17 protein-coding genes are annotated in these 17,715 nt (G+C 72.9%); 10 read left to right on the top strand and 7 right to left on the bottom strand.

The features are described from left to right. Nucleotides 1–109: 109 nt before the first annotated feature. A complete protein-coding gene (locus tag AW27_RS10275) occupies nt 110–883 on the bottom strand; it encodes a protein phosphatase 2C domain-containing protein (protein ID WP_037927811.1) in 774 nt (257 codons plus the stop codon). 499 nt (nt 884–1,382) lie between these two features. Here AW27_RS10275 and AW27_RS10270 point away from each other — a divergent pair, with 499 nt between their 5' ends. The 5 genes from AW27_RS10270 to AW27_RS10250 are packed head-to-tail and all read left to right on the top strand — an operon-like array spanning nt 1,383 to nt 6,952. Beyond that, nucleotides 1,383–4,193 carry a sensor histidine kinase gene (locus tag AW27_RS10270; protein ID WP_052031245.1) on the top strand — a complete coding sequence of 937 codons (2,811 nt, stop codon included), beginning with the start codon at nt 1,383–1,385 and terminating at the stop codon, nt 4,191–4,193. Continuing rightward, nucleotides 4,190–4,678 (top strand): roadblock/LC7 domain-containing protein, encoded by a 489-nt coding sequence (locus AW27_RS10265; protein ID WP_037927819.1) that lies wholly within the window; start codon nt 4,190–4,192, stop codon nt 4,676–4,678. The genes AW27_RS10270 and AW27_RS10265 overlap by 4 nt, the downstream gene beginning before the upstream one ends. Beyond that, entirely contained in the window at nt 4,675–5,064 is a 390-nt protein-coding gene (locus AW27_RS10260) for a DUF742 domain-containing protein (protein ID WP_037927822.1), read from the top strand. Before AW27_RS10265 ends, AW27_RS10260 begins: the two co-directional genes overlap by 4 nt. Continuing rightward, a complete protein-coding gene (locus AW27_RS10255) occupies nt 5,045–5,674 on the top strand; it encodes a GTP-binding protein (RefSeq protein ID WP_037927825.1) in 630 nt (209 codons plus the stop codon). Before AW27_RS10260 ends, AW27_RS10255 begins: the two co-directional genes overlap by 20 nt. Nucleotides 5,675–5,677: 3 nt before the next feature. Next, on the top strand, nt 5,678–6,952 hold the full coding sequence (locus AW27_RS10250) for a styrene monooxygenase/indole monooxygenase family protein (protein WP_037927828.1): 1,275 nt from the start codon (nt 5,678–5,680) through the stop codon (nt 6,950–6,952). Here the strand turns inward: AW27_RS10250 and AW27_RS10245 are convergent. From AW27_RS10245 to AW27_RS10235, 3 genes are all read right to left on the bottom strand, one after another. Beyond that, nucleotides 6,889–8,058: a C40 family peptidase gene (locus AW27_RS10245; protein ID WP_037927834.1), complete on the bottom strand. Its 1,170-nt coding sequence runs from the start codon at nt 8,056–8,058 to the stop codon at nt 6,889–6,891. The genes AW27_RS10250 and AW27_RS10245 overlap by 64 nt on opposite strands. Nucleotides 8,059–8,271: 213 nt before the next feature. Then, the gene (locus AW27_RS10240) at nt 8,272–8,673 is read right to left on the bottom strand and encodes an SHOCT domain-containing protein (protein ID WP_037927838.1); all 402 of its coding nucleotides are present in this window, start codon (nt 8,671–8,673) and stop codon (nt 8,272–8,274) included. Then, complete coding sequence (locus tag AW27_RS10235; protein ID WP_037927841.1) at nt 8,673–9,080, bottom strand: DUF6325 family protein; 408 nt, start codon at nt 9,078–9,080, stop codon at nt 8,673–8,675. The genes AW27_RS10240 and AW27_RS10235 overlap by 1 nt, the downstream gene beginning before the upstream one ends. 97 nt (nt 9,081–9,177) lie before the next feature. On the opposite strand from AW27_RS10235, the gene AW27_RS10230 reads away from it, so the two are divergent. Beyond that, nucleotides 9,178–10,545 carry an FtsW/RodA/SpoVE family cell cycle protein gene (locus AW27_RS10230; RefSeq protein ID WP_037927844.1) on the top strand — a complete coding sequence of 456 codons (1,368 nt, stop codon included), beginning with the start codon at nt 9,178–9,180 and terminating at the stop codon, nt 10,543–10,545. Continuing rightward, nucleotides 10,542–12,011: a penicillin-binding transpeptidase domain-containing protein gene (locus AW27_RS10225; RefSeq protein WP_037927847.1), complete on the top strand. Its 1,470-nt coding sequence runs from the start codon at nt 10,542–10,544 to the stop codon at nt 12,009–12,011. Before AW27_RS10230 ends, AW27_RS10225 begins: the two co-directional genes overlap by 4 nt. A 102-nt stretch (nt 12,012–12,113) precedes the next feature. On the opposite strand, the gene AW27_RS10220 is transcribed toward AW27_RS10225, so the two are convergent. Beyond that, a complete protein-coding gene (locus AW27_RS10220; protein WP_037927849.1) occupies nt 12,114–13,226 on the bottom strand; it encodes a ferritin-like domain-containing protein in 1,113 nt (370 codons plus the stop codon). A 168-nt stretch (nt 13,227–13,394) separates the two neighbouring features. Here AW27_RS10220 and AW27_RS10215 point away from each other — a divergent pair, with 168 nt between their 5' ends. From AW27_RS10215 to AW27_RS10205, 3 genes are all read left to right on the top strand, one after another. Beyond that, nucleotides 13,395–14,324: an AurF N-oxygenase family protein gene (locus AW27_RS10215; protein ID WP_037927852.1), complete on the top strand. Its 930-nt coding sequence runs from the start codon at nt 13,395–13,397 to the stop codon at nt 14,322–14,324. A gap of 125 nt (nt 14,325–14,449) precedes the next feature. Further along, nucleotides 14,450–15,163, top strand: coding sequence for a TetR/AcrR family transcriptional regulator (locus AW27_RS10210; RefSeq protein WP_037928590.1), 714 nt, complete (start codon nt 14,450–14,452; stop codon nt 15,161–15,163). 10 nt (nt 15,164–15,173) lie between these two features. Then, nucleotides 15,174–15,446 carry a hypothetical protein gene (locus AW27_RS10205; protein WP_037927855.1) on the top strand — a complete coding sequence of 91 codons (273 nt, stop codon included), beginning with the start codon at nt 15,174–15,176 and terminating at the stop codon, nt 15,444–15,446. An 83-nt stretch (nt 15,447–15,529) separates the two neighbouring features. Here the strand turns inward: AW27_RS10205 and AW27_RS10200 are convergent, their stop codons facing one another. Together AW27_RS10200 and AW27_RS10195 are read right to left on the bottom strand one after the other, a co-directional pair. After that, on the bottom strand, nt 15,530–16,771 hold the full coding sequence (locus tag AW27_RS10200) for a sensor histidine kinase (RefSeq protein WP_037928594.1): 1,242 nt from the start codon (nt 16,769–16,771) through the stop codon (nt 15,530–15,532). Nucleotides 16,772–16,821: 50 nt separating this feature from the next. Next, nucleotides 16,822–17,655, bottom strand: a complete 834-nt coding sequence (locus AW27_RS10195; protein ID WP_063890645.1) for a hypothetical protein — start codon at nt 17,653–17,655, stop codon at nt 16,822–16,824. Nucleotides 17,656–17,715: the final 60 nt, after the last annotated feature.

The following is a 17,715-nucleotide window of genomic DNA, read 5'->3' as shown; positions in this document are numbered from 1 at the left end:
CGGAGGCGCGCAGCCGCGCAGACGCCGGACACGGGCCAGTGTCCGCCGAGAGCCGAGAGCCGAGAGCCGAGAGCCGAGAGCCGAGAGCCGAGAGCCGAGAGCCGAGAGCTCAGAGCTCCGCGTAGACGGCCGATGCGTCGTCGTGCCGCTTGTGCCGGGCCGTCGGGCGGGCAGGGTCGGACTCCATGGCGCGGACCCGGTCGATCAGGCCCTCCGCACCCTCCTTCCGCAGCACCGACAGGCACTGCGCCCAGTCGCCCTCGCCGAACGTGTCCGTCCACCGGCTCGCCCCGTCCGTCAGCGCGGCGACCGCCCGCACCCGCCCGCGCGGGGTCCGCCCCGTGATCGCCCGGGCCGCCACCGCCGGGTCCGTGGCCGCCGTGAAGAAGCCGCCCTCGGCGTTGCGCAGGGCGTCCGTCGCGGCCACCGAGCGCAGCACCTCCCGGGGCAGCCGGTCCAGCCGGTCGTCGAGCACGGCCGTCACCTCACCCCCGGGCGCCTGGAGGAGGAGTACCGAGTCCGAGAGCACGAGGTGCTCCACGTACGTCTCGTCCCAGCGGACCACGACCACCGTCGCCTGCGGGGTGCGTACGTGAGAAAGGTCACAGGTGTCGCGGTGGGCCTCGGCCGTGGCGCGGACCGCCTCGGCCAGGATCAGGTCCAGCGGCATGTCCCCTCGCGAGGCGGACAGTTCGGTCAATCGGCCGCCGAGCCGGGCTGTGAACCACGGAACCCCGTGCACGCACCCGTCGCCGCCCGCCGGCGGGGTGACTCCGTCGAGGACCACGAGGACCCCTCCTCCCGCGGCGGGTGTCGAGGCCGACAGCCAGTCCTCATTGGGGCGTTCCGGACTGCCGGGAGCCGTGGCGAGGTCGATGCGCATACGGACATTCTGCCCGGTGGCGCCCCGGAAGGCGGGCTTGGTGCGTACCAAGAGGGGGGAGAGGCCGGTGCCCCCGCGGGCGAGCCGCCCGGACCGGGGTCGGCAAGACCCCGGTGCGGGACGGCCGATGTGGGCGGGCATACTGCCAAGGCCGCATCGATCTTTCAACCACCTGTCCACGGAACCGCTCTGGGGCCGGGTGTCCGAGTTTGGCCGCCAACTCATCCGTGATGTTCACTCGTTCGAGTGGCCGGGTGGGCGATGTGCGGCTCTCTCCCCAACACGCTGCAAAGGTCTGAGGCGGTACGAGGGGGGCAGGGGGCGTTTACTTGTTGACCGGCCGTTACCTCGGCCACACGAGTAGACGAGCATAAGCACACGTACAGGATTGCGAGCACCGGTGCAGAAGAAGCGGTCTCGGAACAGGGGGCACCTCCCAGCGGTAGCTGGGGGAGGCACCGCCGCCGAAGGCCCGGCCCCCGCAGGACGCCGCGTCCGCGTGCGCAGCCGGCTGGTCGTCGGTGTCGCCGTCGCGGGACTCACCGTCCTCGTGGCCGGCACCCCCGCCGTCGTCACCGCTGCCAGGGAGCTGAACGACTCCCAGCGGCTGGTCACCCTCGCCGAGCAGACCGGCCAGATCCTCACCCTCACGCACGTTCTCGCCGACGAGCGCGACGCCGTCGTCGAGTACGCGGCCAAGGGCCGACCCGGCGCAGCCAAGGCCGGACTCCAGGACCGCCTCCTGCGTACCGACCGGCAGATCGCCGAGGCCGTGGGCGTGGTCGACGAACCCCTCGCCATGGCCCTCGCCCGCGTCGGGTCCGTCCGCACCGAAGCCATCGACGGCAAGGGCAGCGCCCTCGACGCCCACCAGGCCTACACCGGCGTCATCACCGAACTCCTCGCCCCGGGCACCCGGCTCGCCGAGCTGACCCCGCCGCGCGCCGGGGCCGCCCTCATCACCACCCGTCCGCTGGCCCCCCTCGGCCAGGCGGTGGAACAGGCCTCGGCCACCCGCGGACTGCTGCTCGGCGCGCTGGCCGTGCCCCGCAGCGAGCAGCCCGTGCCCCGCGGCGAGCAGGCCTCGGGCTCGGCCACCGTCGATGAACTCACCGCCGCCGCGCAGCGCTCGCGCGTACGCGAGCAGGCGGCCCTCGACGACTTCGCCCGGGTCGCCCGCCCCGACGTGCGCCAGACCCTCACCGCCACCGTCACCGGCCCCGAGGTCAAGGCGGCCGACGACTACCTCAAGAGGTTCACCGACCGGCCCACGCAGGCCACCCCCGACCGCAAGACCGACGGTGCCGCCGTCGGTGCCGCGCTCACCTCGCGCATCGACCGGATGCGCACCGTCGAGGCCACCCTCGCCGGACAGCGGGCCTCCGCCCTCGCCTCCCTGCGCGACGACGACGTCGCCCGGCTGGAGATCCTGGTCGCCCTGCTCGGCCTGCTGTTCCTCGTCGCCGTCGGATTCGCCACCGCCGTCGCCCGCTCGCTGACCCGCCCCCTGTCGGTCTTGCGCCGCGGAGCGGAGCGGCTGGCGACGCCCGAGGGCTCCGTGGAACCGGTGCGATTCACCGGCCGCAACGACGAGTTCGCCGAGGTCGTCCGGCACCTGAACGCCGTACGTGACCAGACGGTCTCCCTGCACACCCGGATCGCCGGGCTCGACGCCGACCGGCGCCGCATCATCGGCCGCAACGAGGCGCTCGCCTCGGGCCGCGAGGCGCTGGAGGAGGAGCTGACGAAGCTGCGCGCCGGGCTGGAGGAGCACCGCCGCATCATGTCGACGACCTCCGTCTCGCTCTCGCTGCGCACGCTGGGCCTGGTCGAGCGCCAGCTCGCCGTCATCGAGGAACTGGAGTCCAAGGAACAGGACCCCGACCGGCTCGCGACCCTCTTCAAGCTCGACCACCTGGCGACCGTGATGCGCCGCCACAACGAGAACCTGCTGGTTCTCGCCGGGCAGGAGCACGGCCACGGACAGGCGGCGCCGGTGGCGCTCGTCGACGTGATGCGGGCCGCCGTCAGCGAGATCGAGCGCTACGAGCGCGTCGACCTCGCGGCACTGCCCTCGTACACGCAGGTGGCCGGGCACGCCGCCGACGACATCTCGCACGTGCTCGCCGAACTGTTGGAGAACGCCACGACGTTCTCACCGCCGGACGTCAAGGTGAAGGTGTCGGGCTGGACGCTCGACAACGGCGACGTCGTGCTCTCCGTCGTCGACGAGGGCATCGGCGTCACCGAGGACCGCCTGCAGGCGCTCAACGCCCGGCTGTCCACGCCCGAGGCGTACGACGAGGAGCCCGAGGAGGATCACGGCCTGGGCCTCGGCCTGTACGTCGCCGGGCGGCTCGCGGCACGGCACGGCGTCACCGCGGAGTTGCGCGGCGCGCGGCACGGGGGGACCGAAGCCCTGGTGGTCGTCCCCGCGGCGCTGCTGCCCGCCACCCCGCCGGCCTCGCCCGTCCACCACCTGGCCACCCCGGGTGCGCCCATCCTGCACCTGCCGGGCGTGATAGCGGAAGCGAACGAGAACACCCTCCAGGCCCGTCGGCGCGGTGCGCACGCCGCCCCCGAGGCCGACGCCGCCGACCCCGACCCGCAGCCCGCCCACCCGGTGGCCGACCCGGACCCCGCCGATCCCACGGAGCAGGCCGTCCCGGCCGAGCCGGTCACGCCGGTCACCCTGGCCGAGGCCCTGGCGACCGCTGCGGAGGCCCCCTCCGGTGGAGGTCTCCCGCCCGCCGACGAGGTCTTCACCGCGGCCCCGACCGCGGACACGCCGTCGCCGACGGACGCCCCGCCCGCCGACCAGGTCTTCACCGCCGAGCCCGCCGAGCCCGCCGAGCCGGACCCGGCCGTGGCCCCCGCGGGGGAGCAGCTCGTCGCGCGCATCGTCCACGACGCGGACGCGGCCGACTTCACCCTGCCGGATCCGGCCGAGCCCGCCGAGCCCGCCGCAGGGGACGCGCACGCGCACGCCCCCGCCGAGGCCGACTGGCTCCCCCGCCAGGGCAGCCACCCCGCCGACCCTGCAGACGGCGGCGGCCCCGTCACCGCCAAGGGCCTGCCGAAGCGCACCCCGCGCACCGTCGCTGCCCCGCGCAGGGAGGACGTACGGCCCCAGCAGCCGCACCGGGTCGACGCCGAAGAACTGCGGCGCCGGCTCGGGGGCTTCTACCAGGGAGCCCAGGACGGCCGACGCGTCGCCGCCGCCGAGCTGGCGAAGGACCTGGCGCCGGACCGGGGGCGGGAAGAGAGCAATACCGACCAGGGGGACAGCGCACAGGAGGCACGCACATGACCGCGCCCAGTACGTACGGACTGAGCACCCAGGCCCGCAACCTGCAGTGGCTGCTGACCGACCTGGTCGAGGAGGTGCCCGGCGTCAACTCTGTCGCGGTCGTCTCCTCGGACGGGCTGCTGCTCCTGTCCTCCGACTCCGGAGCGGGCGGCGCGGGCGAACGGCAGGAGACGCCGGGGCCCAAGGGGCCACGGGGAGCGTCCGCCGACCTCGCCACGATCGTCTCCGGTCTCGGCAGCCTCACCACCGGGGCGGCCGCCCTCATGGAGTTCGGTGCCGTCAAGCAGACCATGGTGGCGATGGAGCACGGCTCGGTCTTCGTCATGGCCATCAGCGACGGCTCGCTGCTGGGCGTGCACGCCGCGCCCGACTGCGACATGAGCGTCGTCGCCTACCACATGGCCCTGTTCGTCGGCCGCGCCGGACACGTCCTGACCCCCGAAGTCCGCAGTGAGCTGCGCCAGTCGATGGAGAACACCCCGTGAGGAGACCGGCCGCCGACCGACTCCCGATACGCGGAGCCGACCGCCGTCCCGCCCGCGTCCGCCCGTACTCCCTGACGGGCGGACGGACACGGTTCACCCAGGTCCTGAACGTCGAGACCTTCGTCGCCGCCCTGGACACCAAGGCGTCCGAACCGCAGAAGCCCGATCGCATGCCCGAGATGCCCGCCATCGTCGAGGTCTGCCGGCGCATGCGCACGATCGCCGAGATCGCCGCACTGCTGAAGCTGCCGCTCGGCGTGGTCCGCGTCCTCGTCAGTGACCTCGCGGACCAGGGAAGGATCCGCGTCTACGGAACGGGCCACGGCTCCGGCCGGCCCGAACGCGCGCTGCTGGAAAGGGTGCTCGGTGGCCTTCGCCGTCTCTGACAGACCGGAGCTGGACGACGAACCGGTCCAGCCCTGGCAGTACGACCGCTCCCGCGCCCCCGTCGCCGTCAAGGTGCTCGTCGCGGGTGGCTTCGGCGTCGGCAAGACCACCTTCGTCTCCTCCGTCTCCGAGATCACCCCGCTGCGCACCGAGGCGGTGATGACCCGGGCCAGCGTCCCGACGGACGACTTGTCCGGAACCCCGGACAAGCACACCACCACCGTCGCCATGGACTTCGGCCGCGTCACGCTCGACGACGACCTCGTCCTCTACGTGTACGGGACCCCGGGCCAGGAACGGTTCTGGTTCATGTGGGACGACCTGGTGCGCGGAGCCATCGGCGGGCTCGTCATGGCCGACACCCGCCGCCTGCGCGACTGCTTCCCCGCCCTGGACTACTTCGAGAGCTCCGGGCTGCCGTACGCCGTCGCCGTCAACCACTTCGAGGGCTCGCACGCCTACGAGCCCGAGGACGTGCGTGACGCGCTCAGCGTCCCACCGCACGTACCGGTGGTGATCATGGATGCGAGAGAGCGCCGGACGGTGATCGAATCCCTGCTGGCGCTGGTGGGCCACGCCCTCGACAGCACTCCCGAAGAGAGGACCTGAGAGATGCGCAGGATACTCGTCGTCGGAGCCGGCCAGTCCGGTCTCCAGCTCGCTCTCGGGCTCCAGGCGAAGGGGTACGAGGTCACGCTCATGTCCAACCGGACCGCGGACGAGATCCGCACCGGACGGGTCATGTCCACCCAGTGCATGTTCGACACCGCGCTCCAGCACGAACGCGACCTCCGGATCAACTTCTGGGAGCGGCAGGCCCCCAGGATCGAGGGCCTCGGCGTCTCGGTCGCCGCCCCCGACGGCAGCCGTCCCATCGACTGGCTCGGCCGGCTCAAGGGCTACGCGCAGTCCGTCGACCAGCGCGTGAAGATGGCCGGCTGGCTGGACACCTTCGCACAGCGCGGCGGACAGCTCGTCATCCACGGGGCGTCCGTCGCCGACCTGGACTACTTCTCCCGGACCTACGACCTGGTGCTGGTGGCCGCCGGCAAGGGTGAGCTGGTGTCCATGTTCGGGCGGGACGCGGCGCGTTCCCCGTACGACGCCCCGCAGCGCTCGCTCGCCGTCTCCTACGTGCACGGGCTCGGGCCGCGCCCGGAGCACCCCGAGACGGAAGCGGTCCGCTGCAACCTGGTCCCGGGCGTCGGTGAACTGTTCGTCATGCCGACCCTGACGACCTCGGGCCGGGCGGACATCCTCTTCTGGGAAGGTCTCCCCGGTGGTCCGCTCGACGTCTTCGAGGGCGTCAAGGACCCGGCGGAACACCTCGCTCTCACCCTGGAGCTGATGGAGAAGTACACGCCGTGGGAGTACGCCCGCGCGACGAAGGTGGAGCTGACGGACGCGGGCGGCACGCTCTCCGGCCGGTACGCGCCGGTCGTCCGCAACCCGATCGGGCGTCTCCCCGGCGGCGGGCTCGTCCTCGGTGTGGCCGACGTGGTCGTCGCCAACGACCCCGTCACGGGCCAGGGCTCGAACTCCGCGTCGAAGTGCGCCGCCTCGTACCTGTCCTCGATCCTCATGCACGGGGACGACCCGTTCGACGAGGCGTGGATGAAGGCGACCTTCGACAAGTACTGGTTCACCACGGGCAAGCCGGTGACCCAGTGGACGAACGCGATGCTCGGCGTGCCGCCGGAGCACGTGCTCAACCTGATCGGGGCGGCGGGACAGCTCCAGCCGGTGGCGAATCGATTCGCCAACGGCTTCGACAACCCGGCCGACTTCGACGCCTACTTCTACGACCCCCAGGACGCGGCGGACTACCTGGCCGAGGTCACCGCAGCCGCGGCCCCGTCCTCGGCGGGCGCTTCCTCCGCGGAGTAGCCGGCGTCGTCCGCCGCCGCGCCCGAGGTCTCGGGCAGCGGCGGCGGGGTGAACTCCGCCAGCGGAGCCCCGTCCGGGTCCGGCCGCACCGCCCCGAGCAGGGGGTTCGCGGCGATCGGTGAGACCTTCACGACGGACCCCGGCCGCGGCGCCTGGATCACCATGCCGTCACCCACGTACAGACCCACATGGGTCGCCTTGGGGAAGTAGACCACCAGGTCCCCCGGCCGCAACTGGTCCAGCGGCACCCTCGGGAGCTGCGCCCACTGCTCCTGACTGGTCCGCGGAATGCTCCGGCCGGCGTGCGCCCAGGCCTGGGAGGTCAGGCCCGAGCAGTCGAAGGACCCCGGCCCCTCGGCCCCCCAGAGGTACGGCTTCCCGATCTGTGCCGCCGCGTACCTGAGGGCCGTGCCGCCCGCGGCCGTGGGGGTGCCCGTGCGGGTGGGAAGGGCACCGGAGGCCACCAGGTCCCGCTGCGCCGCCGCGGTCTTCTCGGCCTCCCGCGCACCCAGCCGGGTGAGCTGCTCCGGAGTCAGCGAGGCCAGCAGCCGCTCGACCTGTTTGAGCTGCGCCGCGACCTCCTCCTTGTGGGCCTTCTGCTGCGCCGCCAGCGTCTGCCGGGTGTCCAAGGCCTTGCGGGCCCGTACGGCGAGCGCGTCGGCCGCCTTCTCGCCCTGCGCGAGACGGCTCAGCGCCGCCGCCCGGCGGGCACCCTCGCGGGCGGCGAGCCGCCGCTGCTCCAGCGCCGCCTGGGGGTTTCCGGCCAGCAGCATCCGGGCGTAGGGGGACAGGCCCCGGCCACCCTGGTACTGCTCGCGGGCGAGCCGACCGGCGAGGGCACGACCGGCGTCGAGGGCCGTACGCGCCCTGCCGAGTTCGGCGGCCCGCGACCGCTCCTCCCGTCGGCCCGCCTCCAGGGCGTCCTGCGTGCTCTTGTACGCCTCGGAGGCCTCCTCGGCCTTCTGGTACAGCCCCTGCAGGCGGGTGAGCAGCGCGCCGACGTTCTCCCCTTCGGGCAGACCGGGCTCGGCACCGGCGTCCTGGACCGGTCCGGCGACGAGGAGCGCTACGGCGATGCAGGCAGCGCGAAGCCCCCGATATGACATGGGATCACCTCCGAGAGCGCCGATGCTCCCACGTCCGGTATGACAAATCCCCCAACGGGGTCGGCCGGTCGCAGCGCGCCACTCGGTCGGGGGATACGGCCTCCCGGGAGCGGCAGCACCAGACCCCGGGCTTGCGCCGCCCCGCGCCCCTCTTCTTCACCCGGCCGGCTCTCTCCCCCTCCCCGCCCCGAGCCCTTGACCTGCCGGGTGCCGTCAGCCGTTCAGGAGGCGGGTCTTCGCGGCCGTGAACTCCTGGGGGGTCAGGAGGCCCTCGCGGGCCAGGTCCGCCAGTTGGCGCAGTTCCGCGGCCAGGCCCGCGGGGGCCGCGGGGGTGGGGACCGGGTGGGATTCCCAGTACACCGCGTCGACCGGCTCCGGCTCGTAGTCGGGCTCGGGCTCGTCCATCGGATCCGGTTCCGGCTCCTCCAGGGGCTCCGCCTCCGCCGTCTGGATCTCTCGGGCCGGCAGACCCCGGAGCGGGGGCTCCTCCGGGCGTACCGCGCCGGCCGTCTCCTGCGCCGCGCCCGAGGCCCGGGCCAGCAGGCCCCGCAGCAGCGGGGATCCCGCCGGTCGGTTCGCGGCGCGGACCGTCACTCCCATCGGCCGGATGAACATCAGGCCACCCCCGCCCGGGGGTCGGCGGGGACCCGGTCCGGCGGGATGCGGACCGAGCCCACGATCCGCCCGCCCGCCGCCCGTACGGCGATCGCCGCGTCCTCGGCCCACACGTGCTCGACCACCAGCAGCAGCGCGCAGCTGCCGCGGTCCAGCAGGTCGGCCGCCTCGTGCACGTCCTCCGGTCCGATCAGCCGGGCCGCGTCCCGTCCCGTCAGCAGGCCGTGCAGTTCCACGAACTCGTCGAACTCGGCGGCGAGGACCTCGCCCGAGGCCGTCTTCGTGGCGACGAGCCCGTCGATCAGCCGGACCACCCCCGTCTTGCGCAGCCCCGTCACGGCCTCGACGGCCGGTACCCGCAACTGCTCCTCCGGGAAGGCGAGGACGATGAATTCCACGGGTCCCATGCGCCTCGGCTCCTCACGTGCGACCGTTGATGACGACTCTTCGGCACACTATGACATAAGCGGACATAGCATCCGTCCGCTTGCTACGTTTCGGGGTATGACCGCTCTGACGGCGAAGGTGGCGGAGCCCTCGCCCCCGCCCCCCGAAGCCGGTGCGCCCACACGCCGGGGAGTCGAGCTGGCGCTCCTCACGGGCGCCGTCCTGATCTCCGTACTCGGTCACCTCCACGTCGGCCTCGCAACCACCGGCCGCATCCCCGACCCCGCAGACCGGTACGCCGTCGGCCTCGCCGCGGCAGCCCTGCTCGCGCACCTCGCCGTCCGGATCCGGGCCCCGTACGCCGACCCCCTCGTGCTCCCCATCGCCGTCCTGCTCAACGGGCTCGGCCTGGTGCTCATCCAGCGCCTCGACGCGGCCACCCCGGGCCACCCCACCGCCGACGACCAGCTCCTGTGGTCCGCCCTGGGCGTGGTGTTCTTCGTCCTCGCCGTCACGCTGCTGCGCGACCACCGGATGCTCCAGCGCTATGCCTACCTGTCCGTCGCCTGCGCCCTGGCGCTGATGCTGGTCCCCGTCTTCTTCCCGGCCGTCAACGGCGCCCACATCTGGATCCGCTTCGCCGGCCTCTCCTTCCAGCCGGGGGAGTTCGCCAAGATCCTGCTCGCCGTGTTCTTCGCCTCCTACCTCGCCGCGAACCGCACGGCCCTGGCCCTGACCGGCCGCCGGCTCTTCTGGAAGCTGCGCCTCCTGCCGGGCCGCGTGCTCGGTCCGATCCTCGCGATCTGGCTGCTCAGTGTCGGCCTGCTCGTCCTGGAGCGGGACCTCGGAACCTCTCTGCTGTTCTTCGGCCTCTTCGTGATCATGTTGTTCACCGCCACCGGGCGGATCGGCTGGATCGCGATCGGACTGCTGCTCGCCGCCCTCGGCGCATACGCCGTCGGGACCTTGGAGCCCCACGTGAACAGCCGTGTGGACGACTGGCTGAGTCCTTTCGCCTCCATCGAGCGCGGCGAGGGCCCCGGCCAGCTCGCCCAGTCCCTCTTCGCCTTCGGTGCGGGCGGGCTCCTCGGGGCCGGCCTCGGCCAGGGCGATTCCTACCTGATCGGATTCGCCGCCAAGTCGGACTTCATCCTCGCCACCGCCGGCGAGGAGCTCGGACTCATCGGCCTCACCGCGATCCTGCTCCTCTACGGCCTGCTCGTCGCCCGCGGCTTCCGCGCCGGACTCGCCCTGCGTGACCCGTTCGGCCGGCTGCTGGCCACCGGCCTCGCCTCGATCGTCGCCCTCCAGGTGTTCGTCATCGCGGGCGGAGTCACCGGGCTGATCCCGCTGACCGGCATGGCCATGCCGTTCCTGGCCCAGGGCGGGTCCTCCGTCGTCACGAACTGGATCATCGTCGCCCTCTTGGTCCGGCTCAGCGACAGCGCCCGCCGGCCCCGTCCCGGGCAGGAGGCGGCCGAGTGATCCGCTACATCCGCTGGTGCGCGTACTTCTGCGCCCTGCTGCTGCTCGCCCTGCTGGTCAACATCGCACGGGTGCAGGTCTGGGAGTCCGCGGCCTACGGTGCGAATCCGGCCAACAAGCGCACCGCCATCGGGCGTTACGCCGAGCCGCGCGGGGACATCCTCGTCGACGGGCGGCCCGTCACCGGCACCCGAGACAGCGGCCAGCTGCTGCGCTACGAGCGGACCTACACCAGCGGCCCGCTCTACGCGCCCGTCACCGGCTTCTCCTCCCAGACGTACGGGACCAGCTTCGTCGAGCGTGCCGAGGACGCCGTCCTGTCGGGCACGGACCCCGGGCTGTCGGCGTTCCCCCTCTGGTACGACCTGACCCGTGGGCGCCCGGCCGGCGGGGACGCCGCCACCACGGTCCGCGCCGCCGTGCAGCGGGCCGCGTACGCCGGACTCGGTGGCAAGCGCGGCGCGGTCGCGGCCCTGGAGCCGGCCACCGGGAGGATCCTCGCGCTGGTCAGCAGCCCCTCGTACGACCCCTCCGTGCTCTCGGGGACGGGGACGAAGACGAAGACGGCCTGGACCGAGCTCAACGAGGACCCCGCCCGGCCGATGCTCAACCGGGCGCTGCGGGAGACCTACCCGCCCGGCTCCACCTTCAAGATCGTGACGGCTGCGGCGGCGCTCGACGCGGGGGTGGTGACCGACGTGGACGCGCCGACGCGGACGCCTGACCCCTATCCGCTGCCCGGGACCAGCACCCTGCTGCCGAACGCGGCCAAGGGGTGCGAGGACGCCTCCATGGCCGAGGCGGTCCAGTGGTCGTGCAACACGGTGATGGCGAAGATCGGAGTGCAGGTCGGGCTGCGCGGGATGGTGGACGCCGCGCGCCGCTTCGGCTTCAACACGGAGGGGCTGCGGGTGCCCTCGTGGGTGTCCCGGTCGAACTTCGACACCGACATGAGCCCGGACCAGCTGGCACTTTCCTCGATCGGGCAGTTCAACACCACAGCGACACCGCTCCAGATGGCGATGGTGGCCGCGGCCGTCGCGAACGGCGGTGAGCTGGCCTCCCCGTACCTGGTGGAGCGGACGACCCGGGGCGACGGTTCCCCGGTCCGGCGTGCGGACCGGCGCAGCCTCGGGCGGGCCATGAACCCGGCCACCGCGCTGCGGATGCAGGAGCTGATGGTGAAGGTGGTGGAGAACGGCACCGGGAAGAACGCGGCGATCCCCGGTGCGGTGGTCGGCGGCAAGACCGGTACCGCCCAGCACGGCGTCGGCAACGCGGGGACCCCGTACGCCTGGTTCATCTCCTGGGCCCGCACGGAGGGCGCGGCCCTGCCGGCGGTGGCGGTGGCGGTGGTGGTGGAGGACGCGTCGGCGAACCGGGGGGACATCAGCGGCAACGGCGCCGCCGCCCCGATCGCGCGGGCGGTGATGGCGGCGGCGCTGGGCGCGAAGCCCTCGGATTAGGCCTCTGGTTCGTGCGGGGAGGGACGGGGCTGCGCCGGTTCGGGTGCCCGGATCGGGGCGGGCACCGATCGCCGGAGCGGGCGCAGCCGGGCTCGGCGGGACTCAGCGGGTCGGGTCGGTGCCCTCCCGGATGGCCGACTCGACCTCCGCGACCCGTGCCGACTCCTCGGCCGCGAAGCGCTCGCGGTCGAAGGCCTCGGCGATCTCCTCGTCCTGGCTCATCAGCAGGTCGAGGTTGGAGTCACCCATGTGGAAGACGCCCAGGTCCACGTACGCCCGCTGGAGCCGTTCGCCCCACAGCCCGATGTCCTTCACGCACGGCACGATCCGGCTGAACAGCAGTTTGCGGAACAGGTGCAGAAACTCGGACTGTTCGCTGAGGCGCTGCGCCTCCTCCGCCGGGATGCCGAAGTTCTCCAGCACCTCCACCCCGAGCAGCCGGTCCCGCATCAGGTAGCAGCCCTCGATCACGAACTCCTCGCGCTCGCGCAGTTCCGCGTCCGTCAGCTGCCGGTAGTGGTCGCGCAGCGCCATCCGCCCGAAGGCCACGTGCCGGGCCTCGTCCTGCATCACGTAGGCCAGGAGCTGCTTGGGCAGCGGCTTGGTGGTCGTGTCCCGGATGAGACCGAAGGAGGCCAGCGCCAACCCTTCGATGAGCACCTGCATGCCGAGGTACGGCATGTCCCAGCGGGAGTCGCGCAGGGTGTCGCCGAGCAGTCCCTGGAGGCTGTCGTTGACCGGGTACAGCATCCCGACCTTCTCGTGCAGGAAGCGCCCGAAGATCTCGGCGTGCCGGGCCTCGTCCATGGTCTGCGTGGCCGAGTAGAACTTCGCGTCGAGGTCCGGAACGGATTCGACGATGCGTGCCGCGCACACCATCGCGCCCTGCTCGCCGTGGAGGAACTGGCTGAAGTTCCAGGCGGTGTAGTGCCGGCGCAGGTCGCCCTTGTCCTTCTCGGTGAGCTTGGCCCAGTGCCGCGTCCCGTAGAGCGGCAGGGCCTCGTCGGGGGTCCCCAGCGGATCGTACGGGTCCACCTCGATGTCCCAGTCGATGCGCTTGGCGCCGTCCCACTGCTTGTCCTTGCCCTTCTGGTAGAGGGCGAGGAGCCGCTCGCGGCCGTCGTCGTACTCCCAGGTGAAGCGGGCGGAACCGGAGGCGGGAATCTGCCAGACGGCCTCGCCCGGGTCCTCGGTGTAGAGCTCGTGCGTCGACACTGACGCCCCCTCGTCTCACGTACTGCGGTGCAGGACCGGACAGTTGGCAGAGTCACACGTTGGTAGACGCAGGGTCAACAAGTAGTGCGCGAGGGATTGACGACCTTGCTGACAAGGAGTCTCATAAGCGATGACCGCCGGTAACTCGACGACGAGGTGTCCGAAGCCATGACGACCGTGACCGAACGAGCCGCGCTCAGGGACGCCCTCGGCCTCCTCAAGGACCGGGAGCAGACAGCCGAGCGCCTGCTCGAATCCTCGGCCAGGCACTCCTTCGACCCCGACAGGGAACTCGACTGGGACGCCCCCATGGTCGAGGGGAAGTACTACTGGCCGCCCGAACTGCTCTCCCTCTACGACACCCCGCTCTGGAAGAAGATGGGCGAGGAGCAGCGCATCGACCTCTCCCGCCACGAGGCGGCGGCGCTCGGCTCGCTCGGCGTCTGGTTCGAGATCATCCTCATGCAGCTGCTGGTGCGACACATCTACGACAAGTCGCTGACCAGCAAGCACGTGCGCTACGCGCTCACCGAGATCGCCGACGAGTGCCGCCACTCGATGATGTTCGCCCGCCTGATCGAGAAGAGCGGCAGCCCCGCCTACCCCGTCTCCCGCCTCAACCACAACCTCGCGCGGATCCTGAAGACCGTCTCCACCACGCCCGGGTCCTTCGCCTGCACCCTGCTCGGGGAGGAGATCCTCGACTGGATGCAGCGCCTGACCTTCCCGGACGAGCGCATCCAGCCGCTGGTGCGCGGAGTCACCCGGATCCACGTCATCGAGGAAGCCCGGCACGTCCGGTACGCCCGCGAGGAGCTGCGCCGCCAGATGCTGACGGCCCCGCGCTGGGAGCAGGAACTCACCCGCGTCAGCTGCGGTGAGGCGGCCCGCGTCTTCTCCCTCGCCTTCGTCAACCCCGCCGTCTACGACAACATCGGCCTGGACCGCCGCGAGGCGGTCGCCCAGGTCCGGGCCAGCGGCCACCGCCGCGAGGTCATGCAGGCCGGCGCCAAGCGGCTCACCGACTTCCTCGACGACATCGGCGTACTGCGCGGCGTCGGCCGGAAACTGTGGCAGAGCTCGGGCCTCCTGGCATAGGGAGGGGGCGGGGCACGGGCACCCGGGCGGACGGACGGGACGGCACGGGTTCCCGCGGTTCCCGGGTTCCCGCGGACTTGGCGGACGTCGGCCGCGGTCGGCCGCCCGCGGGCTACCCTGCGCTCATGACCGTACGCGCGTACCGCAGGCTGAGCGTCGAGGAGCGGCGGGCCCAACTCCTCGACGCGGCCCTCTCGCTGTTCGCGCACCGGGCCCCGGAGGAGGTCTCGCTCGACGACGTCGCGGAGGCCGCCGGGGTCTCGCGCCCGCTCGTCTACCGCTACTTCCCCGGCGGCAAGCAGCAGCTCTACGAGGCGGCCCTGCGCTCGGCGGCCGATCTCCTGGAGCTCTGCTTCGCCGAACCCCAGCAGGGCCCGCTGACCCGGCGGCTGTCCCGGGCCCTGGACCGCTACCTCGCGTTCGTCGACGAACACGACACCGGCTTCGCAGCCCTCCTCCAGGGCGGCAGCGTCGTGGAGACCTCCCGCACGACGGCGACGGTCGACGGCATCCGCCGGGCCGCCGCCGACCAGATCCTCCTCCACCTGGGGGTCCCGGCCCCCGGACCCCGGCTGCGCATGATGGTCCGTACCTGGATCACGGCCGTCGAGGCCGCCTCCCTCATGTGGATCGACGAGGGCAAGCAGCCCGAGGTGGACACCCTCCGCGACTGGCTGCTCGACCAGTTCATCGCCCTGCTGACGGCCACCGCCGCCACGGATCCGCAGACCGCGGCGGCCGCCCGGACCGCCCTGTCCCTGGAATCGGCGGACGGCCCGGTGGGGGACCTGGCCCGGCGCGTGATGCCGGTGGTCTCCGAGGCCGCCCACCTGCTGTGACACTGGTGGAGTGAGAAGCGAACCGACCCCCTTCGAGGGCGGCCCGATGGACGGCCGGGTCCTCCCGATCCTGACCGGCCCGACCGGACACCCGCCGAAGTGGTACGAGATCCCCGTCCCGACGCCGGACGGCCCGCCGACGGTGCTGCTGTACGAACGCGTCCCGGCGGGCTACTCCAAGCGGCTGGGTCTGCAGAAGGGCTGGAAGTACGCGTTCCGCCCCTCGGGCACCAAGCCGCGCCCCCGCTGGCCCTGGACCAAGCCCTCCCGCCCGCAGAGCTGACCCCCGGCCCGCCGCCGCGGCCGGCCGCCGGCGCGTGCCCCGCGGCGCCCGGGAACGGGGCCGCGGGGCCGGGCGGCGGCCCGTCAGGAACCCGGGAGAGTGAGGACCGCCAGGCCTCCGCCACCGTCCGCGGAGCGGAAGCGCAGCGTCGCGCCGATCGCCTCCGCCTGACCCGCGGCTATGGTCAACCCCAGCCCGTGCCCCTTCCCGCCGCTGCGGAAGCGCTGCGGGCCGTGTGCCAGCAGGTAGTCGGGGAAGCCGTCCCCGTGGTCCCGTACGGTCACCACCGTCCCGTCCACCGTCAGCACCACCGGCGCGCGCCCGTGCTGATGGGCGTTGGCCACGAGGTTCCCCAGGACCCGTTCCAGCCTCCGCCGATCCGTCTCCACATGGGCGTCCCGCAGGACGACCGCCTCGGTTTCCGTCCCGGAGGCCCGCACCACGCGCCGGGCCAGCCGTCCCAGCTGGTGCAGGTCGGTCTCCACCGCCTCGCTGCCCGAGTCCAACCGGGAGATCTCCAGCAGGTCCTCCGTCAGCTGCCGCATCGTCCGGACCCGTTCGCGCACCAGCTCCGTCGGCCGGCCCTCCGGCAGCAGCTCCGACGCCGCCTGCAAGCCCGTCAGCGGAGTGCGCAGCTCATGGGCGACGTCCGCGGTGAACCGCCGCTCGCTCTCCAGCTTCGACTGCAGGCTCCCCGCCATCGTGTCCAGCGCCCCGGCGACCGTCGCCACCTCGTCCTGGCGCCGCGACGGTTCCTTCGTCCGCGGGTCGTCCACCCGGGCGTCGAGGTCGCCCCGCGTGATCCGCCGCGCCACGGTCGCCGTCTGGTGCAGCCGCCGCGTCACCCGGGTCACCGCGAAGGTCCCCACGAGCAGGGTCCCGCCGATCGCCAGCACCGACGACCCGATGATCGCCTTGTCCAGGCCGCTGATGGTGCGGGCGCTCTGCCCGTAGTCGACCACCGTCGCCAGCGCCCGTCCGTCCGCCGGGCCGGCCGCCCACATCGTGGGGCGACCGCGGTGCTCCGCCACGACCGTCCCCCGGTGCCCGCCGACCGCGAGCGCCCGCAGCTGCGGCGGCAGGCCCACCGGATCCAGGCCGGAACCGGGCGGCAGCGGCTCGCCCGCCTCGTACGCGTCCGTGACGTCGCTCAGCTTGCCCAACGCCTTCTCCCGCGCCGTGGCCACCGTCTGACGGGTCACCTCCACGTGCACGAGCGCTCCGAGGACCGCGGCCAGCGAGCAGCACATCACCGCGATGAAGCAGGCCGACTTCCAGGTCAGCGTGGCCGTCCAGGCAGGCAGTCGGAGCCGTCCCCGCCACAGCCCGGCCCGCGCCCGGTCCTCGTTCCCGCTGTTCCCGCTCCCGCGCGCCGTCACGGCCGGTCCGGTCCGGGACCGAGTCCGGTGCCCGGTCCCGTGCCCGGTCCGGTGCCCGACCCCGTGCGGGGTCCCGTGCCGGGCCCGGGCCCGCGGTCCTGCGGACCCTGCGGGTTCGCGGGCACCCGTACGATCTGCTCGCGCGTCGGCAGCATGGTGCGCTGCTTCTCCTCCCAGGACCAGGCGGTGATCAGCTCGTAGCCGCGGTTCCCGCTGGGTACCCGCAGGACCACGTCGTGCCCGGCCAGCTCCACCGAGACGACCGTCTGGGTGGTCGCCATGATCCGGTTGAGGCGGCCGTCGCGGTCCGCCGTGTAGACCCGTACGGACATCCTCCTGTCCGGGAACTCGATGCCGATGATCAGCTCGTCCCGGCCATTGCCGGTGAGGTCCCGGTAGTACGGCGCCAGCACCGGGCACGACGCGGGCCCCGTGTCCCCCCGCGCGCAGGTGTTGATCGCCGCGGCGGTCTCGGCCGGTATCCCGTCCGCACCCGACCTGGTCTTGGGGTGGGCCCGCAGCTCCGCCTGGACGAGCGCCACGGGATCGACCGCGTGCACGTCCTCGTCGGGGACGGGCGGGATCCCCTTCACGTACTCGGGTGGAGCCCCGGCCGGATCGGCCGGCGGCACGGTCGCCCCCGTGCGGTCGGGCCACAGATGGACGGGCCCGCTCGCGGTCGCGGTCGCCCCGGCACCGACCAGCCCGCCGGTGTCGCCGCAGCCCGCCAGCAGCGGGAGCGCGGCGAGGGCCAGCAGCGGCGCGCGGGCCGGGCCGGAAACGGGAGAGCGGGAGCGGCTCGCCGCCCCGCCGAAAACGAACCTCTTCACGGCCCCCCAGTCCACAGCCCCCGTGCCCTTCTGCGCGCCCCGCCGCGACGGTCGATCACA

Origin of the sequence: Streptomyces sp. PCS3-D2 (assembly GCF_000612545.2) — a bacterium.
Classification (GTDB): domain Bacteria; phylum Actinomycetota; class Actinomycetes; order Streptomycetales; family Streptomycetaceae; genus Streptomyces.
This window is presented reverse-complemented; position numbering and strand designations above follow the sequence as displayed.

Coding starts and splice junctions, on each gene's coding strand:
- AW27_RS10265 (WP_037927819.1), top strand. CDS start 4,190: ATGACCGCGCCCAGTACGTACGGACTGAGCACCCAGGCCCGCAACCTG.
- AW27_RS10250 (WP_037927828.1), top strand. CDS start 5,678: ATGCGCAGGATACTCGTCGTCGGAGCCGGCCAGTCCGGTCTCCAGCTC.
- AW27_RS10240 (WP_037927838.1), bottom strand. CDS start 8,673: ATGTTCATCCGGCCGATGGGAGTGACGGTCCGCGCCGCGAACCGACCG.
- AW27_RS10215 (WP_037927852.1), top strand. CDS start 13,395: ATGACGACCGTGACCGAACGAGCCGCGCTCAGGGACGCCCTCGGCCTC.
- AW27_RS10245 (WP_037927834.1), bottom strand. CDS start 8,058: ATGTCATATCGGGGGCTTCGCGCTGCCTGCATCGCCGTAGCGCTCCTC.
- AW27_RS10210 (WP_037928590.1), top strand. CDS start 14,450: ATGACCGTACGCGCGTACCGCAGGCTGAGCGTCGAGGAGCGGCGGGCC.
- AW27_RS10230 (WP_037927844.1), top strand. CDS start 9,178: ATGACCGCTCTGACGGCGAAGGTGGCGGAGCCCTCGCCCCCGCCCCCC.
- AW27_RS10235 (WP_037927841.1), bottom strand. CDS start 9,080: ATGGGACCCGTGGAATTCATCGTCCTCGCCTTCCCGGAGGAGCAGTTG.
- AW27_RS10275 (WP_037927811.1), bottom strand. CDS start 883: ATGCGCATCGACCTCGCCACGGCTCCCGGCAGTCCGGAACGCCCCAAT.